Here is a 20962-nt window from a genome sequence, read left to right as displayed (position 1 = left end):
CTAGATATTTTTAACCAATAAGCGTAGATAGTCACGTAAATACTTGCCAATAAATGTTAATGTGCCTTGCTGTTCAATTTGACCTCTAGCGTATTGTGCACCTGTATTGATTACATTGTAATTAAAGGTTTTAACTGCTTTTTGCAGATAGTTACAAGTTTTTGTTTCGTGAATATCGAATCCACCGATTGTATTATGTACTTGTTTAGTCGTAAATAAACAGTCAAATGTACTTAATGGGTTCATAAATTTAGAAAGCCACATCAATAGATTAAATCCATCAAGGACTAAACGGGTGATTAATGACACGTCTTGTACTTGTAGCTTTCCACTAGCTAACCAAAGTTGTTGTTTATCTAAATAGGATAAAGATTGATAGATAAAATCGGGTGCTAAACGCAATTTAGGATTTAAAAATAGTAAACGCTCATACTTAGCTTTTTCTACAGCAAGATTTTTAGCAACATTTACTGCTTGTCCATCGAGTTGAATAAATTGTAAATCTAATTTATCACGATAGCTTTCAACAATAGCTTTATTTTGCTCTGTATTGCCTAAACTAGCCACAATAACCTCAAATTGTCGATGAGTCTGTGCTAATAGATCTTCTAGCAATATACCAAGTGATGTTTCAATAGGATCTAGAGTTAAAATAATGCTAACTGTGTTTGTTTTCATTGCGTCCTCCAACATAGTGAGTAATTTAAACAAGTATTACTTTACTAAAGAGATCTTAATGAAATCTTAAGTGTTAAGATTATTTAAAACGGTAGATGATTTGGTTTGATGACCCTCTCCATACTAGGCTAGGGTCTGCTTTTTCTTGTTCAAATTTACCATCAATAAGGACATCAATATAGGGCAAAATTTCACGCTGTAATCCGTCGAGCTCTTGTAATGTATAACCCGTCCACGCCCATATATCTTTTTCAGGACATTCTTGTTTAACTCTTTTTACGAAAGGTAAAAGCACAGCAATATTAGCTGGGTGTAAAGGATCTCCACCTGTCAGAGTTAGGCCTTGACGCTTGATTCGAGTATCTTTTAAATCACGGATAATTTGTTCTTCCATTGCATGATCAAAAGGAATACCAGCATTAAAAGACCAGCTTTTTTTGTTATAGCAACCTTTACAGGCATGAATACAACCGCTGACAAATAATGTACAACGTGTGCCTTCGCCATTAACAATATCAGTAGGGTAGTATTGAAGATAATTCATAATACTATTATTGCTTCTATATTAGGGATGATAGTCTGTTATTCATTATTTAAATTAATGTAAAAGAAAAAGAACTTATATGAATGTATATCTGGTATCAAAAATATTTTTTTCTTATAAATTAGATTTTCCATAATAAGCAATTTGCTTACATTAAAAAGGGCTTTAAATAAGTCAGTTATCAACAGATCACTCCTCCCCGCTTTTTATAAAAAGGGGGGAGGGGGTAAAAGTAAATTACAAATGTTTCACGCGTCTTTTCACTTCTTCTTGCTTACCTGCGTTAAACGGTCTAGCATCGGGGCTACCTAAATAACCACAGACTCGGCGTGTTACAGATACTTTTTCACTGTCATGATTACCACATTTTGGACAAGTAAAACCTTTACTCGTACATTCAAATTCGCCAGTGAAACCACATTCATAACATTCATCGATAGGTGTATTTGTACCATAGTAAGGAACGCGATCGTAGCTATAATCCCAAACATCTTCTAACGCTTTTAAATTGTGTTGAACATTTGGATATTCACCATAGCAAATAAATCCACCATTTGCTAATGTAGGATAAGGTAATTCAAAGTCGATTTTATCGTATGGATTGACTTTTTTTTCTACATCTAAATGGTAACTATTAGTGTAGTAGCCTTTGTTTGTGACGTTTTCAATAATACCGAATTGTTTAGTATCTAAACGACAGAAACGATCGCATAAATTTTCACTTGGTGTTGAATACAGACTAAATGCGTAGCCAGTTTCTGCTTTCCATTGCTGTACAGCTTTGCTGAGATATTGCACAATTTCGATGCCTTTTTGACGCAATTGTTCATCATCATACATGTGTTTATCGCCATAGAGTGCATTGATTGTTTCATGAATACCAATATAACCAAGCGAGATAGATGCTCGTCCATTTTTAAAGATTTGTGATACATTATCATCAGCTTTTAAGCGCACACCACAGGCACCTTCCATATAAAGGATTGGAGCTACTCTGGCTTTAGTGTTTTCTAAACGAGCAATACGTGTCATCAATGCTTTTCTAGCAATGGCGAGACGTTGATCTAAAATTTTGTAAAAATCAACCGCACTTTGTTGTGGATTACGACGTTTAGCTTCAATTGCAATACGCGGTAAGTTTAGACTCACAACACCAAGATTGTTACGCCCGTCATGCATTTCCTCACCATTTTCATAGTAAGCGCTTAAGAAACTACGGCAGCCCATTGGCGCTTTGAACGAACCTGTGACTTTGACGACTTGATCATAGTTGAGGATATCAGGATACATGCGTTTAGAAGCACATTCTAAAGCAAGCTGTTTAATATCATAGTTAGGATCGGCTGGATTTTGGTTAATACCTTTTTTAATCGTAAAGACAAGTTTCGGAAATACAGGCGTTTTATGATTTTTGCCTAGACCACGGATACGGTTTTTCAGGATTGAACGCTGGATTAATTTTGATTGCCAGCTTGTTCCTAAGCCAAAACCAAAAGTCACAAATGGTGTTTGCCCATTTGATGTATGCAATGTATTTACTTCATATTCTAAAGATTGGAATGCATCAAAACATTCTTTTTCAATTAAGGCTTTTGCATAGTTTTCTGCATCAGGTATGTGCCATTCAGCAGCGGTTTTAAGGTGTTTCTCATAACTGAGTTGAACATAAGGGGCTAATACTTCATCAATGCGGTTAATTGTTGTTCCGCCATAAATATGACTAGCAACTTGTGCAATGATTTGTGCAGTGACTGCTGTTGCTGTACCAATAGATTTTGGTGGCTCAATTTCAGCATTTCCCATCTTGAAGCCATTATTTAACATGCCTTTTAAATCAACTAGCATACAGTTAAACATTGGGAAAAAAGGCGCATAATCTAAATCATGATAATGAATTTCGCCTTTTTCGTGGGCCTCAACAACATCACGTGGCAAGATATAACGTTTAGCATAATGTTTTGCCACAATACCTGCTAATAAATCACGTTGTGTTGGGATGACTTTAGCATCTTTATTTGCGTTTTCATTCAGTAACTCAACATTACTTTGTTCGATTAGCCCTTCAATTTCTTTAGTGAGATGACTACGTTTTTCACGAGCCAGATCACGATCATGACGATATTCAATATAAACACGTGCTACTTCTGGATATTGGCTTGACATGAGGTGATTTTCCACAATCTTTTGAATGTGACTAATGTCAATTTCTTGTTGATATCGTGCAAAAATTTCATCACAAACTTGTTGACCAATAGCATAGCAATAGCGATCATCTTCGACATTAACTGCTTGTGCTGCTTTTTTGATCGCATTGATAATACGCTGAATTTCAAAGCCTACACGTGAACCATCACGTTTGATTACAAAGAACGATGCCATATTGTTTTACCCTATTTTATGTGTATGACCCAAATAACGTGAATACTATATCTAGTTGTATTTTTATTTTCAACCACAATATATTGTGTTGCATGGGACCTTTTGGAGATAAAAAATTAGGCGTAATCTGATTAGCAATTGGTTTTATTAATAAAATTCTTATTTTTAGGTGAGAATTATTATCAAATATATTTTGTAAAAATGTGACCTGCATCAAAAAAATACGAAATATTTCTTTCTTAGGGGGAAGTAAAAAAGACCTAGTCTAAACTAGGTCTGCAGAGAAATATGGAGGGGATGATTAATTTTCAATTGTGAGTAACTTTCCTTGATATTCTCCTGTTAATGATTGCAAGAAAGCTGCAATATCTGCGATATCTTTACTTGGTAAGTCTTTACCGCTTTGATAATGTAGCATGATTCGTACAGCTTCTTTTAGATCGTTAGTACGTGCATCATGCATATAAGGTGCAGTTAATGCAATATTGCGTAATGTTGGTACTTTAAATTTATGCATATCTGCTGGGTCTTGTGTATGTGCAAAACGACCTTGATCTGCTTCGGTTAATGGGGTGCCCCTTGCCGCAAAATAGTCATCGAATAATCCCATATACTCGAATGACTGTCCTCCCATTGCGACACCAACGTGACAAGTATCACATTTGTTCTCTTTAAATAATTGATAACCACGTAATTGATCTTGATTTAGTGCATTTTTATCTCCTTTTAGATAACGGTCAAAGGCACTGTTTGGTGTAATTAATGTTTTTTCAAATTCAGCTATAGCATGAGTAATCGTTGCTTCGCTGATCTCAGGATATACGGCAAGAAATTGTTGTTTAAAAGAGTCATCTTGTTCAAATTTTGCAACAATCTCATCCCAACTTTTTGAGCCCATTTCTACAGGATTGAGAGGAGGACCGCCTGCTTGTGCCGCAAGATCTTTCGCACGTCCATCCCAAAACTGTAAAATGTTAAAAACAGAGTTATAGACAGTTGGTGCATTGATACCACCTTTTAATCCATCAATGCCTGTTGAAACAGCTAGCCCATCGACGCCACCAAGTTTAAGTTGGTGACAAGTGTGGCATTCAATTGTCCCATCAGCAGAAAGCCGTCCATCATGATAGAGCATATTACCTAAAGCGACTTTTAATGGATCGGTGTCTACACTATCAGGGATCGGTTGGACTAAACGAGTTGGATCAGTTCCTTCTGTATGTGGTGGGAGAAAATGGTTTTTGCGTTGTTCTCGGATCCAATTTAATACTGTTGCTTTTTCCTCTACATCAGGACGTGAGCCCCAGTGGACATGAATGAACTTTGCGATTGGCATTTCATCTTTAATCAGCACTTGTTCTAATTTGGCGAGACTTACTTCAGATAGTTTGCTTGGATCTTTTAATCCATCAAGAATATCATTGAGTAAAAATACTCTGGTACCTTTTTGGATATCTTCCTGCATTATTTTATCTGCAATAGGAAATTTAGCATAAAAGGGAAGCTCTGTATTTGTTGTATGACAATATTGGCAGCCATTGTCATAGAGTACTTTGGCAACATTATGAGCCTGCCCACTCAATTGTGTTTGTGCTAATAATGTAGCAGCCTGTTGTTTATCGAAGATATGAATATAACCTACAGTGCCTAAAAAACCGACGGTTGCGAGCGTTACTGCAGATAATAATAATTTTTTCATTTTCATAAATATAAGCACTCCTTTTGTTATTCTAAGTAAGGATATTAACATTATAAAATATGAGGTTTTTTGATCTAAATTAATAAATTTGATTTATTAAATCTATGGTATTAATAGAGGTTTTCAATCAATTAGAGATCGAAAAGAAAATGGAAAGCAAGTTTTGCTTTCCATTGATGATAAGAGCAAATGAATTATGCTTCGAATGGATCGCGTAAGATCATCGTTTCGATACGGTCAGGACCTGTTGAAAGAATATCCACTGGTACGCCTGTGACTTCTTCAATACGTTTTACATAGTTTCGGCATGCTTCTGGTAGTTGGTTTACATTTGTTACACCAAAAGTATTTTCTTTCCAGCCCGGCATTGTTTCATAAATTGGTTCGACTCCTTCCCAGTCTTTTGCTGCAAGTGGTGCATATTCAACAATGTCGCCGTTTGGCATTTTATAAGCAACGCAGATTTTTACTTCGTCAAAACCATCTAATACATCTAACTTAGTCATACAAAAGCCAGAAATAGAATTAAGTTGAATCGCGCGGCGAATAGCAACAGCATCAAACCAACCACAACGGCGTGGGCGCCCTGTTACTGCGCCAAATTCATTTCCTTTACGCGCAATTTCTGCACCAATATCATCAAACAATTCAGTTGTGAATGGACCACTGCCAACACGAGTACAGTATGCTTTGATAATACCTAATACATAATCTAAATTACGAGGTCCAAAACCTGCACCAGTTGCTACGCCACCTGCTGTTGTGTTTGAGCTGGTGACGAATGGGTAAGTACCATGGTCAATATCTAACATAGTGCCTTGTGCACCTTCAAATAAGATATTTTCGTTATTCAAACGTGCTTTATCTAAGATTGTTGTAATATCTGCTACCATACTAGTAATGATATCAGCAACAGCCATGACTTCATCCAGCGTTTTCTGGAAATCGATAGGATCAACTTTGTAGTAATGTACTAATTGGAAATTGTAATACTCTAAGATATTTTTGAGCTTTTGTGCAAATGCCTTGCGATCAAATAAATCACCTACACGTAATCCACGACGTGCAACTTTATCCTCATAAGCAGGACCAATACCACGACCTGTTGTACCAATTTTATTTTTGCCTAAGGCTGCTTCGCGAGCGTGGTCCATTGCAACGTGATAAGGAAGAATGAGTGGACAAGCTTCTGAAATTAAGAGACGTTCACGCACATTAATACCACGGCTTTCTAACTCTCCCATTTCTTGCATTAAAGCAGCAGGAGAGAGCACAACACCATTACCAATTAAGCAAGTCACATTTTCACGCAAAATACCTGATGGAATTAAACGAAGTACAGTTTTTTCACCGTTAATAATTAAAGTGTGACCTGCATTATGACCACCTTGATAACGTACAACGTATTTCACGCGATCAGTTAATAAGTCAACAATCTTCCCTTTACCTTCGTCGCCCCATTGTGCGCCTAAGATAACAACACTTTTTCCCATAGTATTTTCCGCCTTTAAGCTTTGTGATAAACAAGATGAACAGCAAATTACTTTACTATTTTCTGATACTAATCTCAATGTAATTTACGTTTTTATTTGATAACTTGTTAGAATTGTAGAAAAGAAAAGGGCGGTCAAAAAATTGAAAATTTTGACCGCCCTTCTAGTAGAATTTTATTCAAACAAAGAACGATGTAAAGCACTGACAATTGCATCGGCATTTTCATTATGTACTAACATACAAATATTATTAGTACTCGCGCCATAACAAATTGAACGGATGTTGTAGTTTTCTAATGTGTCAAAAATACGCTTCGCTATGCCTGAGTGTGTATGTAACTCATTACCAATTAAGGCAACTAGTGATAAGTCATGATCAATTTTGACACTACAAAGTTTGGTCAATTCATCAATTAAATCTGTTGAAAGTAAGTTATTTCCTGAGGAGGCAGAGCCTGTTTTATCTAAAGTTAAAGCGATACTGACTTCAGAGGTTGTAACAACATCCACAGATATTTTATATTTCGCTAAGAGTGTGAAGACTTTTGCTAGAAAACCTTGCGCATGTAACATATTTAAACTAGAAAGTGTCAAGAGAACTTGATCTCTGCGTAGTGCAATTGCACGAAAAGTTGGTCTTGGTTGTGGATCACGAACTACCCATGTTCCTCCTGCTTCAGGAGCTTTACTCGATCCCACATAGACAGGAATATTACTGCGAACAGCTGGGAGTAAAGTAGCTGGGTGAAGCACTTTTGCACCAAATGTTGCCATTTCGGCTGCCTCGCAGAAACTCATTGTATCAATACGTTTTGCATTAGGAACAATACGAGGATCTGTTGTATAAATGCCTGCAACATCAGTCCAGATTAAGACATCTTTAGCGTTAAGTACTTCTGCTAACAAGGCGGCAGAGTAGTCGCTACCTCCTCGTCCTAATGTTGTTGTTTTGCCTTGTTCATCTCGCCCAATAAACCCTTGAGTAATAATGAGTTCTCCACGATCAATCAGTGGTTTCAATATTTGGTCACTGTGTTGTTGTGTTTTTTTATCTTGAGGAATGGCTTTTCCAAAGTGGCTATCTGTTGCGATGACTGTGCGAATATCTAACCAAGTTGCTGTCGTATTTAATTCACGTAGTATTTCAACGAAAATTAAAGAAGACATCATTTCTCCATGACTGATTAATTCATCTGTGAGTGCAAGAGATGTTGCGAGACTCGCCGCTTCTGCAAGGGCTTCAATATTCGCCAGCAATTTTTCAATTTTATAACGTACACCACTATCATCTTTTAATTCACTCAAGATGTTTTCTTGAATTTGACGTACTTCATTAATTAGTTTTGTACGTTCGGCTAAATCACAGCCATTTGCTAGAGAGACCAATAAATTAGTGATACCAGCTGAAGCGGATAGAACAACAACACGTGTATTAGGATCATTAATAACGATTTTGGCAGAAGCATACATTGCATTGTAATTAGCAACGCTAGTTCCCCCAAATTTTGCGATAGACAGATGAGACATAATTGGCTCCTTAAAATTATTGTTATGATGTTGTATCAATATTATAAAACAATGAGTTATAAAAAATTGTCAAATAAATTCATTTGGGTTAATTCTAATTATTTACGAGACGTATAGTCCCCAACACAAACCCATTTGTATGTCGTTAGTGCCTCTAACCCCATTGGACCACGAGCATGTAATTTCTGGGTACTTACAGCTACTTCAGCTCCTAAACCAAATTGTCCACCGTCAGTAAAACGAGTACTTGCATTTACATATAGTGCAGCAGAATCGACTTGTGCAATGAATTGTTGAGCAAGTTGCTGTGAATTAGTCAAAATGCCATCAGAGTGCTGACTGCCATATTTACGAATGTGGGCAATTGCCTCTGCTAAATCTTCGACAATAACAACATTTAAATCGTAAGAAAGCCACTCTTGACTTAATTGTTCTTCTTGTATTGGCTCAACATTTGTTTGTACAGATTGCAAGATTGAAAGAGCGGTCTGATCTGCATGAAATTTGATATTTTTTACAGTTAGATGGGCTGCTAATTTCGGTAAGAAAGAAGCTGCAATCGAGCGTTGAACTAATAAGGTTTCGAGTGTGTTACAGGTACTTGGGCGCTGAGTTTTAGCATTTTCGATTAAAGGTAATGCTTTGTCTAAATCTGCGCTTTGTTCAACAAACAAGTGACATACGCCGATACCACCTACGATAATAGGAATAGTTGAGTGTTGCTTACAAAGTTCATGTAAGCCAGCTCCACCACGAGGAATGATCATATCAACATAACGATCGAGTTTTAAAAGTTCCATTACTAAAGCACGATCTGGGTCAGTGATAGCTTGCACTGCATATTTTGGTAATCCCGCTTGTACTAACGCACTTTGTACAACTTCCACTAAGATTTTATTAGAATGTTGCGTTTCTTTACCCCCGCGTAAAATAACAGCATTACCCGTTTTTAAGCAGAGTGTTGCAACGTCAATAGTGACATTTGGACGAGCCTCATAAATTGTACCAATTACACCAAGTGGTACACGAATACGTTCAACTTTAATACCGCTGTCTAATATTCCCCCATCAATGATGTTACCGACAGGATCAGGAAGTGAAATAACATGGCGTACATCGTTAGCAATTGCATTTAGGCGTGTTTGAGTCAATAACAAACGGTCAATAATCGCGTCTGATAAACCATTTTTTTTTGCAGTCTCAATGTCTTTTTGATTTGCAGCAAGAATATATTCTGATTGTGCTTCTAGTTGCTCCGCGATGATTGATAAAGCGGCATTTTTTTGTTGGTGAGAAAGTTGAGATAGGATAAACGCGGCTTGTCTGGCTTGTTCTCCCATTTTCTGTAAGTTGATTGTCATTGTGTTTATTCCTGAATCATTTTTTCCATTGTGTTTTTTGCGGTAATGTATCATCACTAGGCTTTTTCGCAATTTGTTGCTCTTGGTAGTCAAATACAGGCAATCCCCATTCAAAATAGATCGCCAACAAGCGAGCAATAAATCCACTTATTAAGGTAATAATGATGACAAGATTTTGGTCAATATTTAAGTGTTGTAGGCCAATATAAATGCTCGTGGCAATCAATGCAATACTCGCATATAGCTCTTTTTGGAAAACTAAAGGGATTCGATTGCATAGCAGATCTCGTAGCACCCCTCCGAAGGCACCTGTAATGATTGCGGCTATGATCGCAATAGTAAATCCGTGCCCCATATCTAGCGCAATTTGCGCGCCGATAATCGAAAATACAATTAATCCTAGTGCATCTAGGACTAAGAAAATAGTGTGGAAGTAGCGCATAAATGGGCGAATAAAGGGGACAATGAAGACAGTAAGTACAGCAGCTCCAGCAACAATTAGAAAATATTCTGGATTTTTCACCCAACCTAGTGGGTAATGACCTAATAAAACATCACGTACAGACCCCCCACCAATCGCTGTCATAGAAGCAATGATAATGACACCAAAAATATCCATTTTTTCGCGCCCTGCGGCTAAAGCGCCTGTGATTGCTTCAGCAGTAATACCTATAATGTATAATACACTTAACAGCATAAATTTTATCTCTAAAAGTGCGGTTAAAAATAAGATTATTTTAGAGGGGAATTGTACAAAAGAATAGGAAATTTTGACCGTGCTTTCTAATTCTTGCATAATTGGCAAATTCATTTTATTAAGGCAGCACGATTTATGTCAGAACAAAAACAATCCCCATTATTTACCGCACTTTCATCTGTATTTCCACTCATATTAATTCTGAGTATTGATTTTTTTGCAATGTTTTTACAACCACAATCAAAAGCGATTTCTCATTTTGCATTTGGTATATTGATAGCACAATTAGTAAGCGTATTAGTCTTTATGAAAGGTCAGATCTGCCCAGGACAACGTGAACGTTTAAGTAAAGTTAATTGGTATTTTGCAGTATTTTGGGGAATGTGGTTTATTATTAGCTTTTTTTCTAACTACCACTTTATTTTGACAGACATGATGAGTCTATGTGGAATCGCAATTGTTTTAGCTACATGGCGTCAACCGCAAGACAATCAATTACGCCAATCGATGCTAATTATTGCAGGATTGATGGGCATATTAGGGAGCCTCTGTTATTTATTGATCTTTATCGAACTCTCTATTTCTTCTTTTATCCAATACAATATTTTCGGACAAGGATTAGTAGGAATTATTTTGGCTAATCTGGCATTAGTTGTATCTCGTAACCGCTTACAAGGCTTAATAGCATTATTACCATTTTTTATGTTATCGCTTTTGTTTTTGAATGCACTTAGTGGTCTGGGGCTATTGATGTATTTGTCAAATACAGTCACTTTTGCGAATCAGTTAGCTTGGATACTCTATTTTTGTCTACATTTACTGATTGCTCTTATTATTGCAGTTCATATTTTTAAACAATGGAAATTAAGTTATAACACATTAGCGATTTTACTTTTGATAGTCACTTCACTACCTGTATGGGCAAGTTTCGCCTTTATTCACTAGAAAAAGTCATTTTTATATCAAGCAAAATGGGCGCAGATAAACGCCCATTTTTTGTAGATGCTAAGCATGATTAATGATAAAGCACAAATGTACCAAAGAAAACCGTAAGTAATGCAAACGCCATTGGTAGCGCAGTACGTTTAATTAAATCAAACGGTGATACGTTTGCCACCCCTGAAACAGCAACAATGACAGCTGTAATTGGCGACATACTTCTTGCAATACCTGCAACTAATTGCATTGGTAATACCATTAATACAGGCGAGATCCCTAACCCTGTTGCCACTTTAGGAGCTAATGCTGCAAAGGCAAAGAATGGGGCATTTCCTGAGCCCATCACGATTGCTGAAAGTGTAATGATTAACACCATTACTAAAGTCATCAAAAATACACCAAAACCAGAGGTTTGTGCGCCTAAAATAATCGTATCAATCGCACCTACTGCAGTTAATCCTTTTGCAAAAGTTTCACCCGCAACAATTAATGTGACAACTGCTGCAAATTGTTTACCCATGCCGTCAAAGAAAACCTGCATTTCAGCAAATACTTGTTTTACATCTTTTTTTCTAACAAATTCAAATAGCATTGCGATAAATAAGCTGATGATCATCGCAGTAGCAACATTCATCTTGATACTACTTACTAGTAATTTACTGAAGGTTAAAATAAGGACAAGAGGTAAAAGTGGTAATAAAATGTAGACAGTTGGAATAGGTAAAGCTGAGTTATTTTGGTTTTCTACTTTTGTGTCTGCCTCAATGCCATTCTCCATGATGCTTCCGTTGCCAAGTAGTGCTTGTTTTTTATCAAACCATTTTTGCACGAAGAAATGCGAGGTCGCAATCACGATCATCGTGACAATCGCTAGTTTAAGTTGGTAGTTGACAAAATATTCTGCAATATCAATATTTGCAGTTTTAGCCGCAAGTACCGCATTGCCAGATGCTGGACCTAAATCTAAACAAGCTGTCGTCGCAATTAGCGCCGCCGCACCTTCTCTACTTACACCAAGATTCACTAAAATTGGGAAAATCGTTAACATTAATAATAGACCAAGCCCTGATGCACTTGGAATAAAAATATTCAAGATTTGCCCAATTATATAGGCTAGTGCTAGTACTAAATAAGGTGCTTTAATTGCATTTAATGGTTTAACAGCAACATTAACTAATGCTTCACTTGCACCAATTTTATCCATGTAACGTGCAAAACCACCTACTGCCATGATCATTAAACCGAGATCGGCTGCACGGGTACTGAATAAATTTTTAATAAATTCGAAAATATCGAATCCTACCCAACCTGTAGATTTATTTGCAGGCAGAATTTCACCTAAACCAAATAGCACAGCAAAACACATCAAAATAATACCACCACAGAGTAAAACAAATTGGGCTTTATATTTTTTAATGATTAGATAGCCTACAATTATTGTGACGACTAATCCCAGTAAAAGTCCTAACATAAGTATTCCCCTTTATTTTTGAGTACAGTATTTAATGACTTCAGTGACTAATTTGATTCTTGGCTCGATAGAATCAATATTGAGGTATTCATCTGGGCTGTGCCATTTCCCACCACTTGGCCCCATTCCATCAATGACAATAGCGCCAAGTGCAGCAAAGAAATTACCATCAGATCCCCCGGCAGTTGATTCCCATTCTGCTTTTATTCCTAGTCGCTCCTTGATCTCATCGACTGCGGCACAGAATTTCAAACCAGCTTCAGTACGACGCCAAGGTGGACGAGTAATACCACCAGAGACTTTAATTTTGACACGTTCTTCTGTCACGGTATCATGGAGTGCATAAATGACTTGATTTAAGCGTTCACTCTCCTCAAGAGATGTGAAACGACAGTCAATCTGTGTTTTAACATAATCTGGTACGGTATTTGGTGTGGTCCCACCCTCTACCGTACCAATATTCATTGTAGTACCTTTTTCTGGAGCAGTACTATTGAGTAATTCTTGAGCGATACGAATGAAAGTATTAATTGAGTTTGCTCCATTTTGTGGGTCAACAGCAGAATGAGCTGACTTACCTAAAAATTCAATGACATATTTACCAATGCCTTTTCGTTCATTCACAAGATTTCCATTGATACGAGCTGCCTCAAGAATAATGGCATAACGAGTTTTGCGTGCAATTTTTTCTAATAGTGGACGAGAATAGATCGAACTAATTTCTTCATCTGGATTGAATAGGACACATATTCGTGCATTTTGTAGGGCATTTTCTTCAGTTAATGCCTGACAAGCATAAAAGCCAGCAAGTAAGCCTGCCTTCATATCTGCAATACCGGGTCCAAAAGCTTTATCACCTTCGATTTTAAATGGTCTTTCACTTACAGTGCCTGTTTTAAAGACCGTGTCCATATGACCTGATAGTACTACATCAAATTCATCAGAGAGTGTATTTTTACAGATAAGCGCAGAGCCGACTTTTTCATCTAAAAAATGTTCCTCTACTATCCAACCAATGGATTGGAATTTTTGTTTAAAGAAATCAACAACTTTTGCTTTACCAACAGGATCGTAGCTATAACTATCGATATTGACGAGAGATTCGAGATCTTTCAGAAATGAATTTAATAACATAGACTTTTTCCTTCTTACTTATGATTTCAATAGGATCAAACTAAAAAGCAAACAGCACGATATTACTTGGTTTAAATAGTTACATATTGTTTATAGTAATAGCAATGTAATCAGGGTGGAAATAATGATATTTGTGGGAGGGATCACATAAATTGATGGTCTAGTATTTTGGCATAAAGTTTATTTTATAAATTGAAAAGTAAGTAATGAGATATTCGTCGAATATAATCATTGAGGTTTTGTATAACGTAGGGCAGGAAAACCTTATTCTTAATGGATGATTTACATTTTATGCTCGAACTGAATTATCTTGATACTGTTACTTTAGTTCCGTCATCAAAAATAATTTCTCTAGCAATAATAATGACTTTAATTGGATTTTTAGTATTGAGTACTAATGGTCTGTTTTTTCTTGGGATATTATTAATAAGCACTGTTTCTGCAATCATTTGTTGGCTACGTGGCGCTAAAGGTGCTTCAAAAATAATAGGAAGATCATGAGTATAAAGGAAGTTTGAATCCAAAATATAAACGCTATTCCAAAGAATGGTTTTAATTGGTTTATCACTTAAATTTTGTACATGATAAGTCATTGCTGCTAAATCATTGTTTTGTGCATCTTGTGTGATATAACGCTCGGCAGGCGTAATTTTAACAATACTATTAAATTGTTTTAAGTATTGGATTTCTTCTTGATTATTAGGCAATGTCGTTAACGGTGAAGCACTGCGTTCACAACTCCAGAGTAAAAAAGGCGGTAGCGCAAGTACTCCTGCCATCAAGATTTGTTTAAAATTCACAGCTAACTTTTCCTAAATTAAGTAGTAATAATTTTTTTAAGGTTATTTTTTGTGCTGCGTATAATAAGAGAAGAGAGATAGCCCGTCAAATGAATTACGGGCTCTTTAAAATACTTTACATTTAGCTGAATTCAGCCATAAAGTCTTGCGCTTTATTTACCATTTCTCTAGATCCAATAAATAAAGGAACACGTTGATGTAATGCTGTTGGTTGGATATCTAAAATCCGATTGAATCCATCAGTTGCGAGACCGCCAGCTTGCTCTGCAAGAAATGCCATTGGGTTACCTTCATACAATAAACGTAATTTACCATTTGGATAATTGGTAGCACTTGGATAAATATAAATCCCGCCTTTTAACATATTACGATGAAAGTCAGATACGAGTGAACCAATATAGCGAGATGTATAAGGGCGTTGGGTTTGTTTGTCTTCTTCTTGACAATACTTGATATATTTTTTTACTCCAGCAGGGAATTTCAAATACTGTCCTTCATTAATTGAATAAATTTTACCACTTGAAGGAATTTGGATATTTTCATGAGAAAGACAGAACACGCCTAAAGAAGGATCATAAGTAAACCCGTTTACACCATTACCTGTTGTATAGACAAGCATAGTAGAAGACCCATAAACAATATAGCCAGCTGCTACTTGACGATGGCCAGGTTGCATGAAGTCTTCTAGTGTAACAGGCGTACCAATTGGTGAAACACGACGATAAATTGAAAAAATTGTACCTACAGCAACGTTGACATCAATATTTGATGAACCATCTAGCGGATCAGTCAATATAACATATTTGGCATTACGCCCTCGCTCAGTATTAAAGGCTACGAAGTTTTCCTCTTCCTCTGAAGCAAAACCTGCAACTTCTTCTCGAGCGATTAAGGCATTTTTCATCGTGTTGTGAGCAAAAAGATCTAATTTCATTTGAGCTTCACCTTGCACATTTTCTACGCCAGAGTTACCAATAATATTATTAGTTAAACCTGCTTTATTAATATCTCGATGAATAACTTTTGCGACTAGTCGAATAGATGACAATATCCCACTAAGCTCTCCTTTTGCTTGAGGATATTCTGCTTGTTTTTCAACAATAAATTGACCCAACGTTTTCATATTTTAATCCTTATTGTTAATAAATTTTACTCATGTAGTGAGTTGATTTATTATAGCAATCTTGAGTTTTTCATAAAAAGTCGAATGTGAACAATGTGATCTTCGACACACTTTTATGACAATTTTTTTATAGAGATAGAAAAATGACAGTAAAACATATTCACATTTTGGGTATTTGTGGCACGTTTATGGGTGGCGTGGCAATCATTGCTAAACAACTTGGTTATAAAGTAACTGGTTCGGATACGAATGTGTATCCTCCAATGAGTACTTTTTTACAGGAAAGTGGAATTGAAATTATTCCTCACTTTGAGGTATCACAATTACAACCAGCACCAGACGTCGTCATTATCGGTAATGCAATGAAACGTGGAAATCCTTGTGTTGAGTATGTGTTAGAAAATAATTTGCCTTATACATCAGGACCACAGTGGCTGCATGATAATTTATTACGTGAACGTTGGGTTTTTGCTGTGTCTGGTACGCATGGTAAAACAACTACAACAGGTATGTTAAGTTGGATTCTCGACAAGTGTGGTTTAAAACCAGGTTTTTTGATTGGTGGTATTTCTGGTAACTTCGGTACTTCTGCACGTTTAGGAGAAAGTCACTATTTTGTGATTGAGGCAGATGAGTATGATACTGCATTCTTTGATAAACGCTCTAAGTTTGTTCATTACAATCCAAAAACGTTGATTATTAATAATATTGGTTTTGATCATGCTGATATTTTTGATGATTTAAAAGCAATTCAGCGCCAGTTTCATCATATGATTCGCACTATCCCAGCAAGCGGTTGTATATTCTCAGTAGCCGATGAACAAAGTGTTAAAACGACTCTTGAAATGGGATGTTGGTCTGAACAACAGTTTTTAGGCGAAGATCAAGAATGGTTTGCCAAACGTATTACTAATGATTGTACACAATTTTCTGTATTTCATCATGGAGAAAAAGTCGCAGAAGTACATTGGAATGTCGTGGGGCAACATAATATGCATAATGCATTGATGGCAATTGCCGCAGCTCATCATGCAGGGGTTGACGTCCAAGAGGCTTGTCATGCGTTGACCACTTTTATTAGTCCAAAACGTCGATTAGAGGTAAAAGGCGAGGTGGGTGAGGTTACTGTATATGATGACTTTGCTCATCATCCAGCCGAAATTTTAGCTACATTGACCGCACTTCGTGATAAAGTTGGTGGAGGAGTACGCATTTTAGCTGTCTTAGAGCCCCGTTCTAATACAATGAAAATGGGAATACATAAAGATGAAATCGCACCAGCATTAGGTAGGGCGGATAGTGTATTTTTATTTCAACCTGAGAATATAGGTTGGGATGTGGTTGATATTGCGAATCAATGTGTACAGCCCGTGATGTGGAATATGAATTTAGATAAATTAGTCGATGCAATTATCGAAGAGTCAAAACCTTCGGATCATATTTTAGTCATGTCCAATGGGAGCTTTGGTGGTATTCATCAAAAACTCTTAGATAAATTAATGTTAAAATTTGAGTAAATCTAGTTATTCATACATGAGAAATAATAAGAAAAAGGACAAATGAGCTTGTCCTTTTTTATTGGTAATTTTTTTTGACGATATAAAAAAACCGTTAGTCATTCAACTAACGGCTTTATTTTTGATCTGGTTGCGGGGGCCGGATTTGAACCGACGGCCTTCGGGTTATGAGCCCGACGAGCTACCAAGCTGCTCCACCCCGCGTCTGTGGAGGCGTAATATACTGGTTTCAAAATTTATTGCAATAAAAAAATGGATTCAATCTGATTGTTTGTTATAAAAATAAACAATGCGTTTGTTTTTTGCTCTAAATTATAGTAATTAAGTAAACCTACGATAATTAAAGTAGAAAATAAAATAGAGTTTTGAGGCTATATTTTTCAAGTGATTTCTGATAGCGTATGCCCTTTTAATCTGAAGGATTATTATTTAGGAATAGACATGCTGTTTTTACGTAAATCTTTAGCAAAAGCGACCGCACTTTTAGCTGTCATGCTGCTTGCTTCTTGCTCTTCTAATCCAAAAGGGACATCAACAGCCATAAACCAAGTTGATCCGCAACAATTTGGGGCAAAGTATGCTGGGCGTGCATATCAAAATCCTCTTTTGCATACGGTATCAAGTGTTGATAATCAAAGTGCGGTTATCAATCAAGGTGATTTTTTAACACAAGTATCTAATGTAAGAAATTATTCTAACCAATTAACAGAAAAATTTGATCATCATTATGTCAAAGTGACTAATTGGGTTTTAGCTGGTGGTGATGTAAGAGATTTGGCTAATTTTGGTATTCAGGCTCAAATTATGAAAGGCTTTGATGGTTATCAAAATGTATTAATGACAGGTTATTATTCTCCAGTTATTCATGCGCGTCGTACACAACAAGGTAAATATAATCAACCGATTTATGCTATGCCAAAGCATAAGCGTTTTAGCCGTGCTCAAGTATATGCTGGCGCTTTAGCAAAAAAAGGCTTGGAATTAGCCTATAGTGATTCGATGTTAGATAATTTTCTTTTAGGTGTACAAGGTAGCGGATATGTTGACTTTGGTGATGGTAATTTAAATTATTTTGCTTATGCGGGACAAAATGGATTTCCTTATACCAGTGTAGGTCGTTTATTAGTTGAGGATGGCGAGATTGTAAAAGAAAAGATGTCTATTCAAGCTATCCGTGATTGGGCAAAAGCGAATCCTTCTCGATTACAAGCTTTACTTGAGCGTAATGAGTCCTATGTTTTCTTTAAAAATGATCCTTATGGAAAAGTAAAAGGTGCGGCTGGAGTACCATTAGTATCCATGGCTGCTGTTGCAGCAGATCGTAATGTCATTCCTTTAGGTAGCTTGTTGTTAGTTGAAGTACCACAAATTGATACGCATGGTCGTTGGACTGGTGAGCATAAGTTGCATTTAATGGTAGCACTAGATGTAGGGGGCGCGGTGAAAGGTCAGCATTTCGATTTATATCGTGGTATAGGAGATGATGCAGGCCATATTGCAGGCTTATCAAAACATTATGGTAGAGTGTGGGTATTACAATAATGGAACGTATTGATAATTATGAACAACGTTTTGGTGGAATTGCACGTTTATATGGTGCTGATGCATTAACTCGTTTGAGAGGTGCCCATATTTGTGTCATTGGTATTGGTGGGGTAGGTTCTTGGTGTGTTGAGGCGTTAGCGCGTTCAGGCGTTGGTAAATTGACGATGATTGATATGGATGATATTTGTGTCACTAATATTAACCGTCAAATTCATGCACTTTCTGGCAATATAGGGCAACTCAAAACAGAAGTCATGTATACACGAGTCAAACTAATTAATCCAGAATGTGAAGTCAATATTATTGATGACTTTATTTGTGCTGAGAATTTAGTTGATTATTTATCGCGTGGCTATGATTATGTAATTGATGCAATTGATAGTGTGAAAACGAAAGCTGCTTTAATTGCTTATTGCAAACGAAATAAAATAAAAGTGATTACAATTGGTGGTGCTGGTGGGCAAACGGATCCAACACAGATTCAAATTACTGATTTAAGTAAGACAATTCAGGATCCATTAGCTGCGAAAGTCCGTTCTGTGTTACGCAAAGAATATCGTTTTAGTCAAAATCCAAAACGTAAATTTGGTATTGATTGTGTTTTTTCGACTCAGCCATTAATTTTCCCGCAAGTTGGTGATTCTTGTGATGTTTCTGCAACGATGAACTGTGCTAATGGATTTGGCGCTGCGACTATGATTACTGCAACATTTGGTTTTTTCGCTGTTTCTCGTGTCATTGATAAATTACTAAGTTAAGGTTATTTTGTTAGAATAAGCGAATAGTGATTCGCTTTTTTAATGAAAACTTATTTTTCATATAAAAAAAAGATGGCAATTTATGAGAAAAGAGAGTAGTCTAGGGCGACTTTTTGATAACTATTCTTAAATAAGGAATTGTATATGCGTCTTTTACCAAAAACATTGCAGAAAACCGCATTGGCTGTTGCATTAGCTTCATTTTCTTATCTGGCCAGTGCAAATGTTGTGACCTCAATTAAACCATTAGGTTTTATTGCTTCTTCAATTGCGGATGGCGTAACCAATACAGAGGTGCTTGTCCCTGCTGGTGCTTCTCCACATGACTATAGCTTAAAGCCTTCAGATATTCAAAAATTACAATCGGCTGAATTAATTGTTTGGATTGGTGAAGATATTGATGCTTTCCTTGATAAAACATTACGTCCAATGCCATTTAAGAAGGTCCTCAGTATTGCAGATTTTGCTGAAATTGGTCAATTTTTAGAAGGAGAGGCACATGATCATGGCCACAAACATGACCATGACCACAAGCATGACCATGACCACAAGCATGACCATGACCACAAGCATGACCATGACCACAAACATGACCATGACCACAAACATGACCATGACCACAAGCATGACCATGACCACAAATATGACCATGATCACAAACATGGCCATGATCACAAACATGACCATGCTCATGACCATAGCACTAATTGGCATGTATGGTATTCACCAGAGATCAGTAAGATAGTTGCTTCTCGTTTAGCAACACGTTTAACTGAGCTTTATCCAGAGAAAAAAGATAAAATTGCACAAAATCTAGTAGAATTTAACCGCACTTTAGCAGAGCAAAGTGAAAAAATTAAGCAACAACTTGCGCCTGTAAAAGAAAAAGGATTTTATGTGTTCCATGATGCTTATAGCTATTTCAATAATGCGTATGGGTTAAACCAAACTGGTTATTTCACTATTAATCCGTTAGTGGCACCTGGTGCAAAAACGCTTGCTAAGATTAAATCGGAAATTAAAGAGCATAAAGTGAATTGTTTGTTTGCTGAACCTCAATTTACACCAAAAGTAATTGAAGGATTAAGTAAAGGCACTGGCGTACATGTTGGACGTTTGGATCCCATGGGGGATGCTGTTAGTTTAGGAGTGAATTCTTATGCTAATTTCTTACAATACACCGCGGACAGTTATTTCTCTTGTTTAAGTAAATAAAATTAGGTTGTATTTTGGAACTCTTTAAGGATTTCCTTTTACCGACATTTATTTAAATAAGGATCCATTAAGTTTAGTTTTA

The 20962-nt window shown here is 36.5% G+C and carries 17 protein-coding genes and 1 tRNA gene; 5 read left to right on the top strand and 13 right to left on the bottom strand.

From position 1 onward, the window contains the following. The 8 genes from DYE19_RS05900 to DYE19_RS05865 all read right to left on the bottom strand — a co-directional run bounded on the left by DYE19_RS05900 (window position 1) and on the right by DYE19_RS05865 (window position 10378). The gene (locus tag DYE19_RS05900) at window positions 1-678 is read right to left on the bottom strand and encodes a glycosyltransferase family A protein (RefSeq protein ID WP_167409462.1); all 678 of its coding nucleotides are present in this window, start codon (window positions 676-678) and stop codon (window positions 1-3) included. Window positions 679-757: 79 nt separating this feature from the next. Next, window positions 758-1222, bottom strand: coding sequence for an anaerobic ribonucleoside-triphosphate reductase-activating protein (nrdG, locus tag DYE19_RS05895; protein WP_115322270.1), 465 nt, complete (start codon window positions 1220-1222; stop codon window positions 758-760). Window positions 1223-1459: 237 nt separating this feature from the next. Next, on the bottom strand, window positions 1460-3601 hold the full coding sequence (gene nrdD, locus DYE19_RS05890) for an anaerobic ribonucleoside-triphosphate reductase (RefSeq protein ID WP_115322950.1): 2142 nt from the start codon (window positions 3599-3601) through the stop codon (window positions 1460-1462). A 301-nt stretch (window positions 3602-3902) separates the two neighbouring features. Continuing rightward, window positions 3903-5300, bottom strand: a complete 1398-nt coding sequence (locus DYE19_RS05885; protein WP_049216290.1) for a cytochrome-c peroxidase — start codon at window positions 5298-5300, stop codon at window positions 3903-3905. A 194-nt stretch (window positions 5301-5494) separates the two neighbouring features. Further along, window positions 5495-6793 carry an adenylosuccinate synthase gene (gene purA, locus DYE19_RS05880; RefSeq protein ID WP_049216044.1) on the bottom strand — a complete coding sequence of 433 codons (1299 nt, stop codon included), beginning with the start codon at window positions 6791-6793 and terminating at the stop codon, window positions 5495-5497. A 174-nt stretch (window positions 6794-6967) separates the two neighbouring features. Beyond that, complete coding sequence (gene lysC, locus DYE19_RS05875; protein ID WP_115322949.1) at window positions 6968-8320, bottom strand: lysine-sensitive aspartokinase 3; 1353 nt, start codon at window positions 8318-8320, stop codon at window positions 6968-6970. A gap of 98 nt (window positions 8321-8418) precedes the next feature. Continuing rightward, window positions 8419-9681: a glutamate-5-semialdehyde dehydrogenase gene (gene proA, locus DYE19_RS05870; RefSeq protein WP_115322948.1), complete on the bottom strand. Its 1263-nt coding sequence runs from the start codon at window positions 9679-9681 to the stop codon at window positions 8419-8421. A 16-nt stretch (window positions 9682-9697) separates the two neighbouring features. After that, window positions 9698-10378 (bottom strand): trimeric intracellular cation channel family protein, encoded by a 681-nt coding sequence (locus DYE19_RS05865; RefSeq protein ID WP_049216038.1) that lies wholly within the window; start codon window positions 10376-10378, stop codon window positions 9698-9700. Window positions 10379-10513: 135 nt separating this feature from the next. On the opposite strand from DYE19_RS05865, the gene DYE19_RS05860 reads away from it, so the two are divergent. Further along, window positions 10514-11323 carry an HI_1241 family integral membrane domain gene (locus DYE19_RS05860; RefSeq protein ID WP_115322947.1) on the top strand — a complete coding sequence of 270 codons (810 nt, stop codon included), beginning with the start codon at window positions 10514-10516 and terminating at the stop codon, window positions 11321-11323. A gap of 70 nt (window positions 11324-11393) precedes the next feature. On the opposite strand, the gene dcuC is transcribed toward DYE19_RS05860, so the two are convergent. The 4 genes from dcuC to fbp form a co-directional block, all read right to left on the bottom strand. Then, window positions 11394-12788 carry a C4-dicarboxylate transporter DcuC gene (gene dcuC, locus DYE19_RS05855; protein WP_115322946.1) on the bottom strand — a complete coding sequence of 465 codons (1395 nt, stop codon included), beginning with the start codon at window positions 12786-12788 and terminating at the stop codon, window positions 11394-11396. 12 nt (window positions 12789-12800) lie between these two features. After that, window positions 12801-13922: a M20 family metallopeptidase gene (locus DYE19_RS05850; RefSeq protein WP_049216032.1), complete on the bottom strand. Its 1122-nt coding sequence runs from the start codon at window positions 13920-13922 to the stop codon at window positions 12801-12803. Window positions 13923-14227: 305 nt separating this feature from the next. Next, window positions 14228-14722, bottom strand: coding sequence for a hypothetical protein (locus DYE19_RS05845; protein WP_115322945.1), 495 nt, complete (start codon window positions 14720-14722; stop codon window positions 14228-14230). Window positions 14723-14843: 121 nt separating this feature from the next. After that, complete coding sequence (gene fbp / locus DYE19_RS05840; protein ID WP_049216028.1) at window positions 14844-15845, bottom strand: class 1 fructose-bisphosphatase; 1002 nt, start codon at window positions 15843-15845, stop codon at window positions 14844-14846. A 143-nt stretch (window positions 15846-15988) separates the two neighbouring features. Here fbp and mpl point away from each other — a divergent pair, with 143 nt between their 5' ends. Continuing rightward, window positions 15989-17362, top strand: coding sequence for a UDP-N-acetylmuramate:L-alanyl-gamma-D-glutamyl-meso-diaminopimelate ligase (gene mpl, locus DYE19_RS05835; RefSeq protein ID WP_049216026.1), 1374 nt, complete (start codon window positions 15989-15991; stop codon window positions 17360-17362). Window positions 17363-17489: 127 nt separating this feature from the next. Here mpl and DYE19_RS05830 read toward each other — a convergent pair. Then, window positions 17490-17566 (bottom strand) — tRNA-Met (locus DYE19_RS05830). Between the two features lie 237 nt (window positions 17567-17803). On the opposite strand from DYE19_RS05830, the gene mltA reads away from it, so the two are divergent. The 3 genes from mltA to znuA all read left to right on the top strand — a co-directional run bounded on the left by mltA (window position 17804) and on the right by znuA (window position 20880). Further along, window positions 17804-18904 carry a murein transglycosylase A gene (gene mltA, locus DYE19_RS05825; RefSeq protein WP_115322944.1) on the top strand — a complete coding sequence of 367 codons (1101 nt, stop codon included), beginning with the start codon at window positions 17804-17806 and terminating at the stop codon, window positions 18902-18904. Continuing rightward, on the top strand, window positions 18904-19665 hold the full coding sequence (gene tcdA, locus DYE19_RS05820; RefSeq protein ID WP_049216022.1) for a tRNA cyclic N6-threonylcarbamoyladenosine(37) synthase TcdA: 762 nt from the start codon (window positions 18904-18906) through the stop codon (window positions 19663-19665). The genes mltA and tcdA overlap by 1 nt, the downstream gene beginning before the upstream one ends. A 144-nt stretch (window positions 19666-19809) precedes the next feature. Further along, entirely contained in the window at window positions 19810-20880 is a 1071-nt protein-coding gene (gene znuA, locus DYE19_RS05815; RefSeq protein WP_115322942.1) for a zinc ABC transporter substrate-binding protein ZnuA, read from the top strand. Window positions 20881-20962 lie beyond the last annotated feature (82 nt).

Source organism: Pasteurella canis (genome assembly GCF_900454865.1).
In the GTDB taxonomy this organism is placed as follows: Bacteria; Pseudomonadota; Gammaproteobacteria; order Enterobacterales; family Pasteurellaceae; genus Pasteurella; species Pasteurella canis.
The sequence above is the reverse complement of the archived record's forward strand: the minus strand, read 5'-3'. Positions and strand labels throughout refer to the sequence as shown.

Coding starts and splice junctions, on each gene's coding strand:
- fbp (WP_049216028.1), bottom strand. CDS start 15,845: ATGAAAACGTTGGGTCAATTTATTGTTGAAAAACAAGCAGAATATCCT.
- DYE19_RS05865 (WP_049216038.1), bottom strand. CDS start 10,378: ATGCTGTTAAGTGTATTATACATTATAGGTATTACTGCTGAAGCAATC.
- DYE19_RS05860 (WP_115322947.1), top strand. CDS start 10,514: ATGTCAGAACAAAAACAATCCCCATTATTTACCGCACTTTCATCTGTA.
- proA (WP_115322948.1), bottom strand. CDS start 9,681: ATGACAATCAACTTACAGAAAATGGGAGAACAAGCCAGACAAGCCGCG.
- tcdA (WP_049216022.1), top strand. CDS start 18,904: ATGGAACGTATTGATAATTATGAACAACGTTTTGGTGGAATTGCACGT.
- lysC (WP_115322949.1), bottom strand. CDS start 8,320: ATGTCTCATCTGTCTATCGCAAAATTTGGGGGAACTAGCGTTGCTAAT.
- DYE19_RS05885 (WP_049216290.1), bottom strand. CDS start 5,300: ATGAAAAAATTATTATTATCTGCAGTAACGCTCGCAACCGTCGGTTTT.
- purA (WP_049216044.1), bottom strand. CDS start 6,793: ATGGGAAAAAGTGTTGTTATCTTAGGCGCACAATGGGGCGACGAAGGT.
- nrdG (WP_115322270.1), bottom strand. CDS start 1,222: ATGAATTATCTTCAATACTACCCTACTGATATTGTTAATGGCGAAGGC.
- znuA (WP_115322942.1), top strand. CDS start 19,810: ATGCGTCTTTTACCAAAAACATTGCAGAAAACCGCATTGGCTGTTGCA.
- nrdD (WP_115322950.1), bottom strand. CDS start 3,601: ATGGCATCGTTCTTTGTAATCAAACGTGATGGTTCACGTGTAGGCTTT.
- mltA (WP_115322944.1), top strand. CDS start 17,804: ATGCTGTTTTTACGTAAATCTTTAGCAAAAGCGACCGCACTTTTAGCT.
- DYE19_RS05850 (WP_049216032.1), bottom strand. CDS start 13,922: ATGTTATTAAATTCATTTCTGAAAGATCTCGAATCTCTCGTCAATATC.
- DYE19_RS05900 (WP_167409462.1), bottom strand. CDS start 678: ATGAAAACAAACACAGTTAGCATTATTTTAACTCTAGATCCTATTGAA.
- mpl (WP_049216026.1), top strand. CDS start 15,989: ATGACAGTAAAACATATTCACATTTTGGGTATTTGTGGCACGTTTATG.
- dcuC (WP_115322946.1), bottom strand. CDS start 12,788: ATGTTAGGACTTTTACTGGGATTAGTCGTCACAATAATTGTAGGCTAT.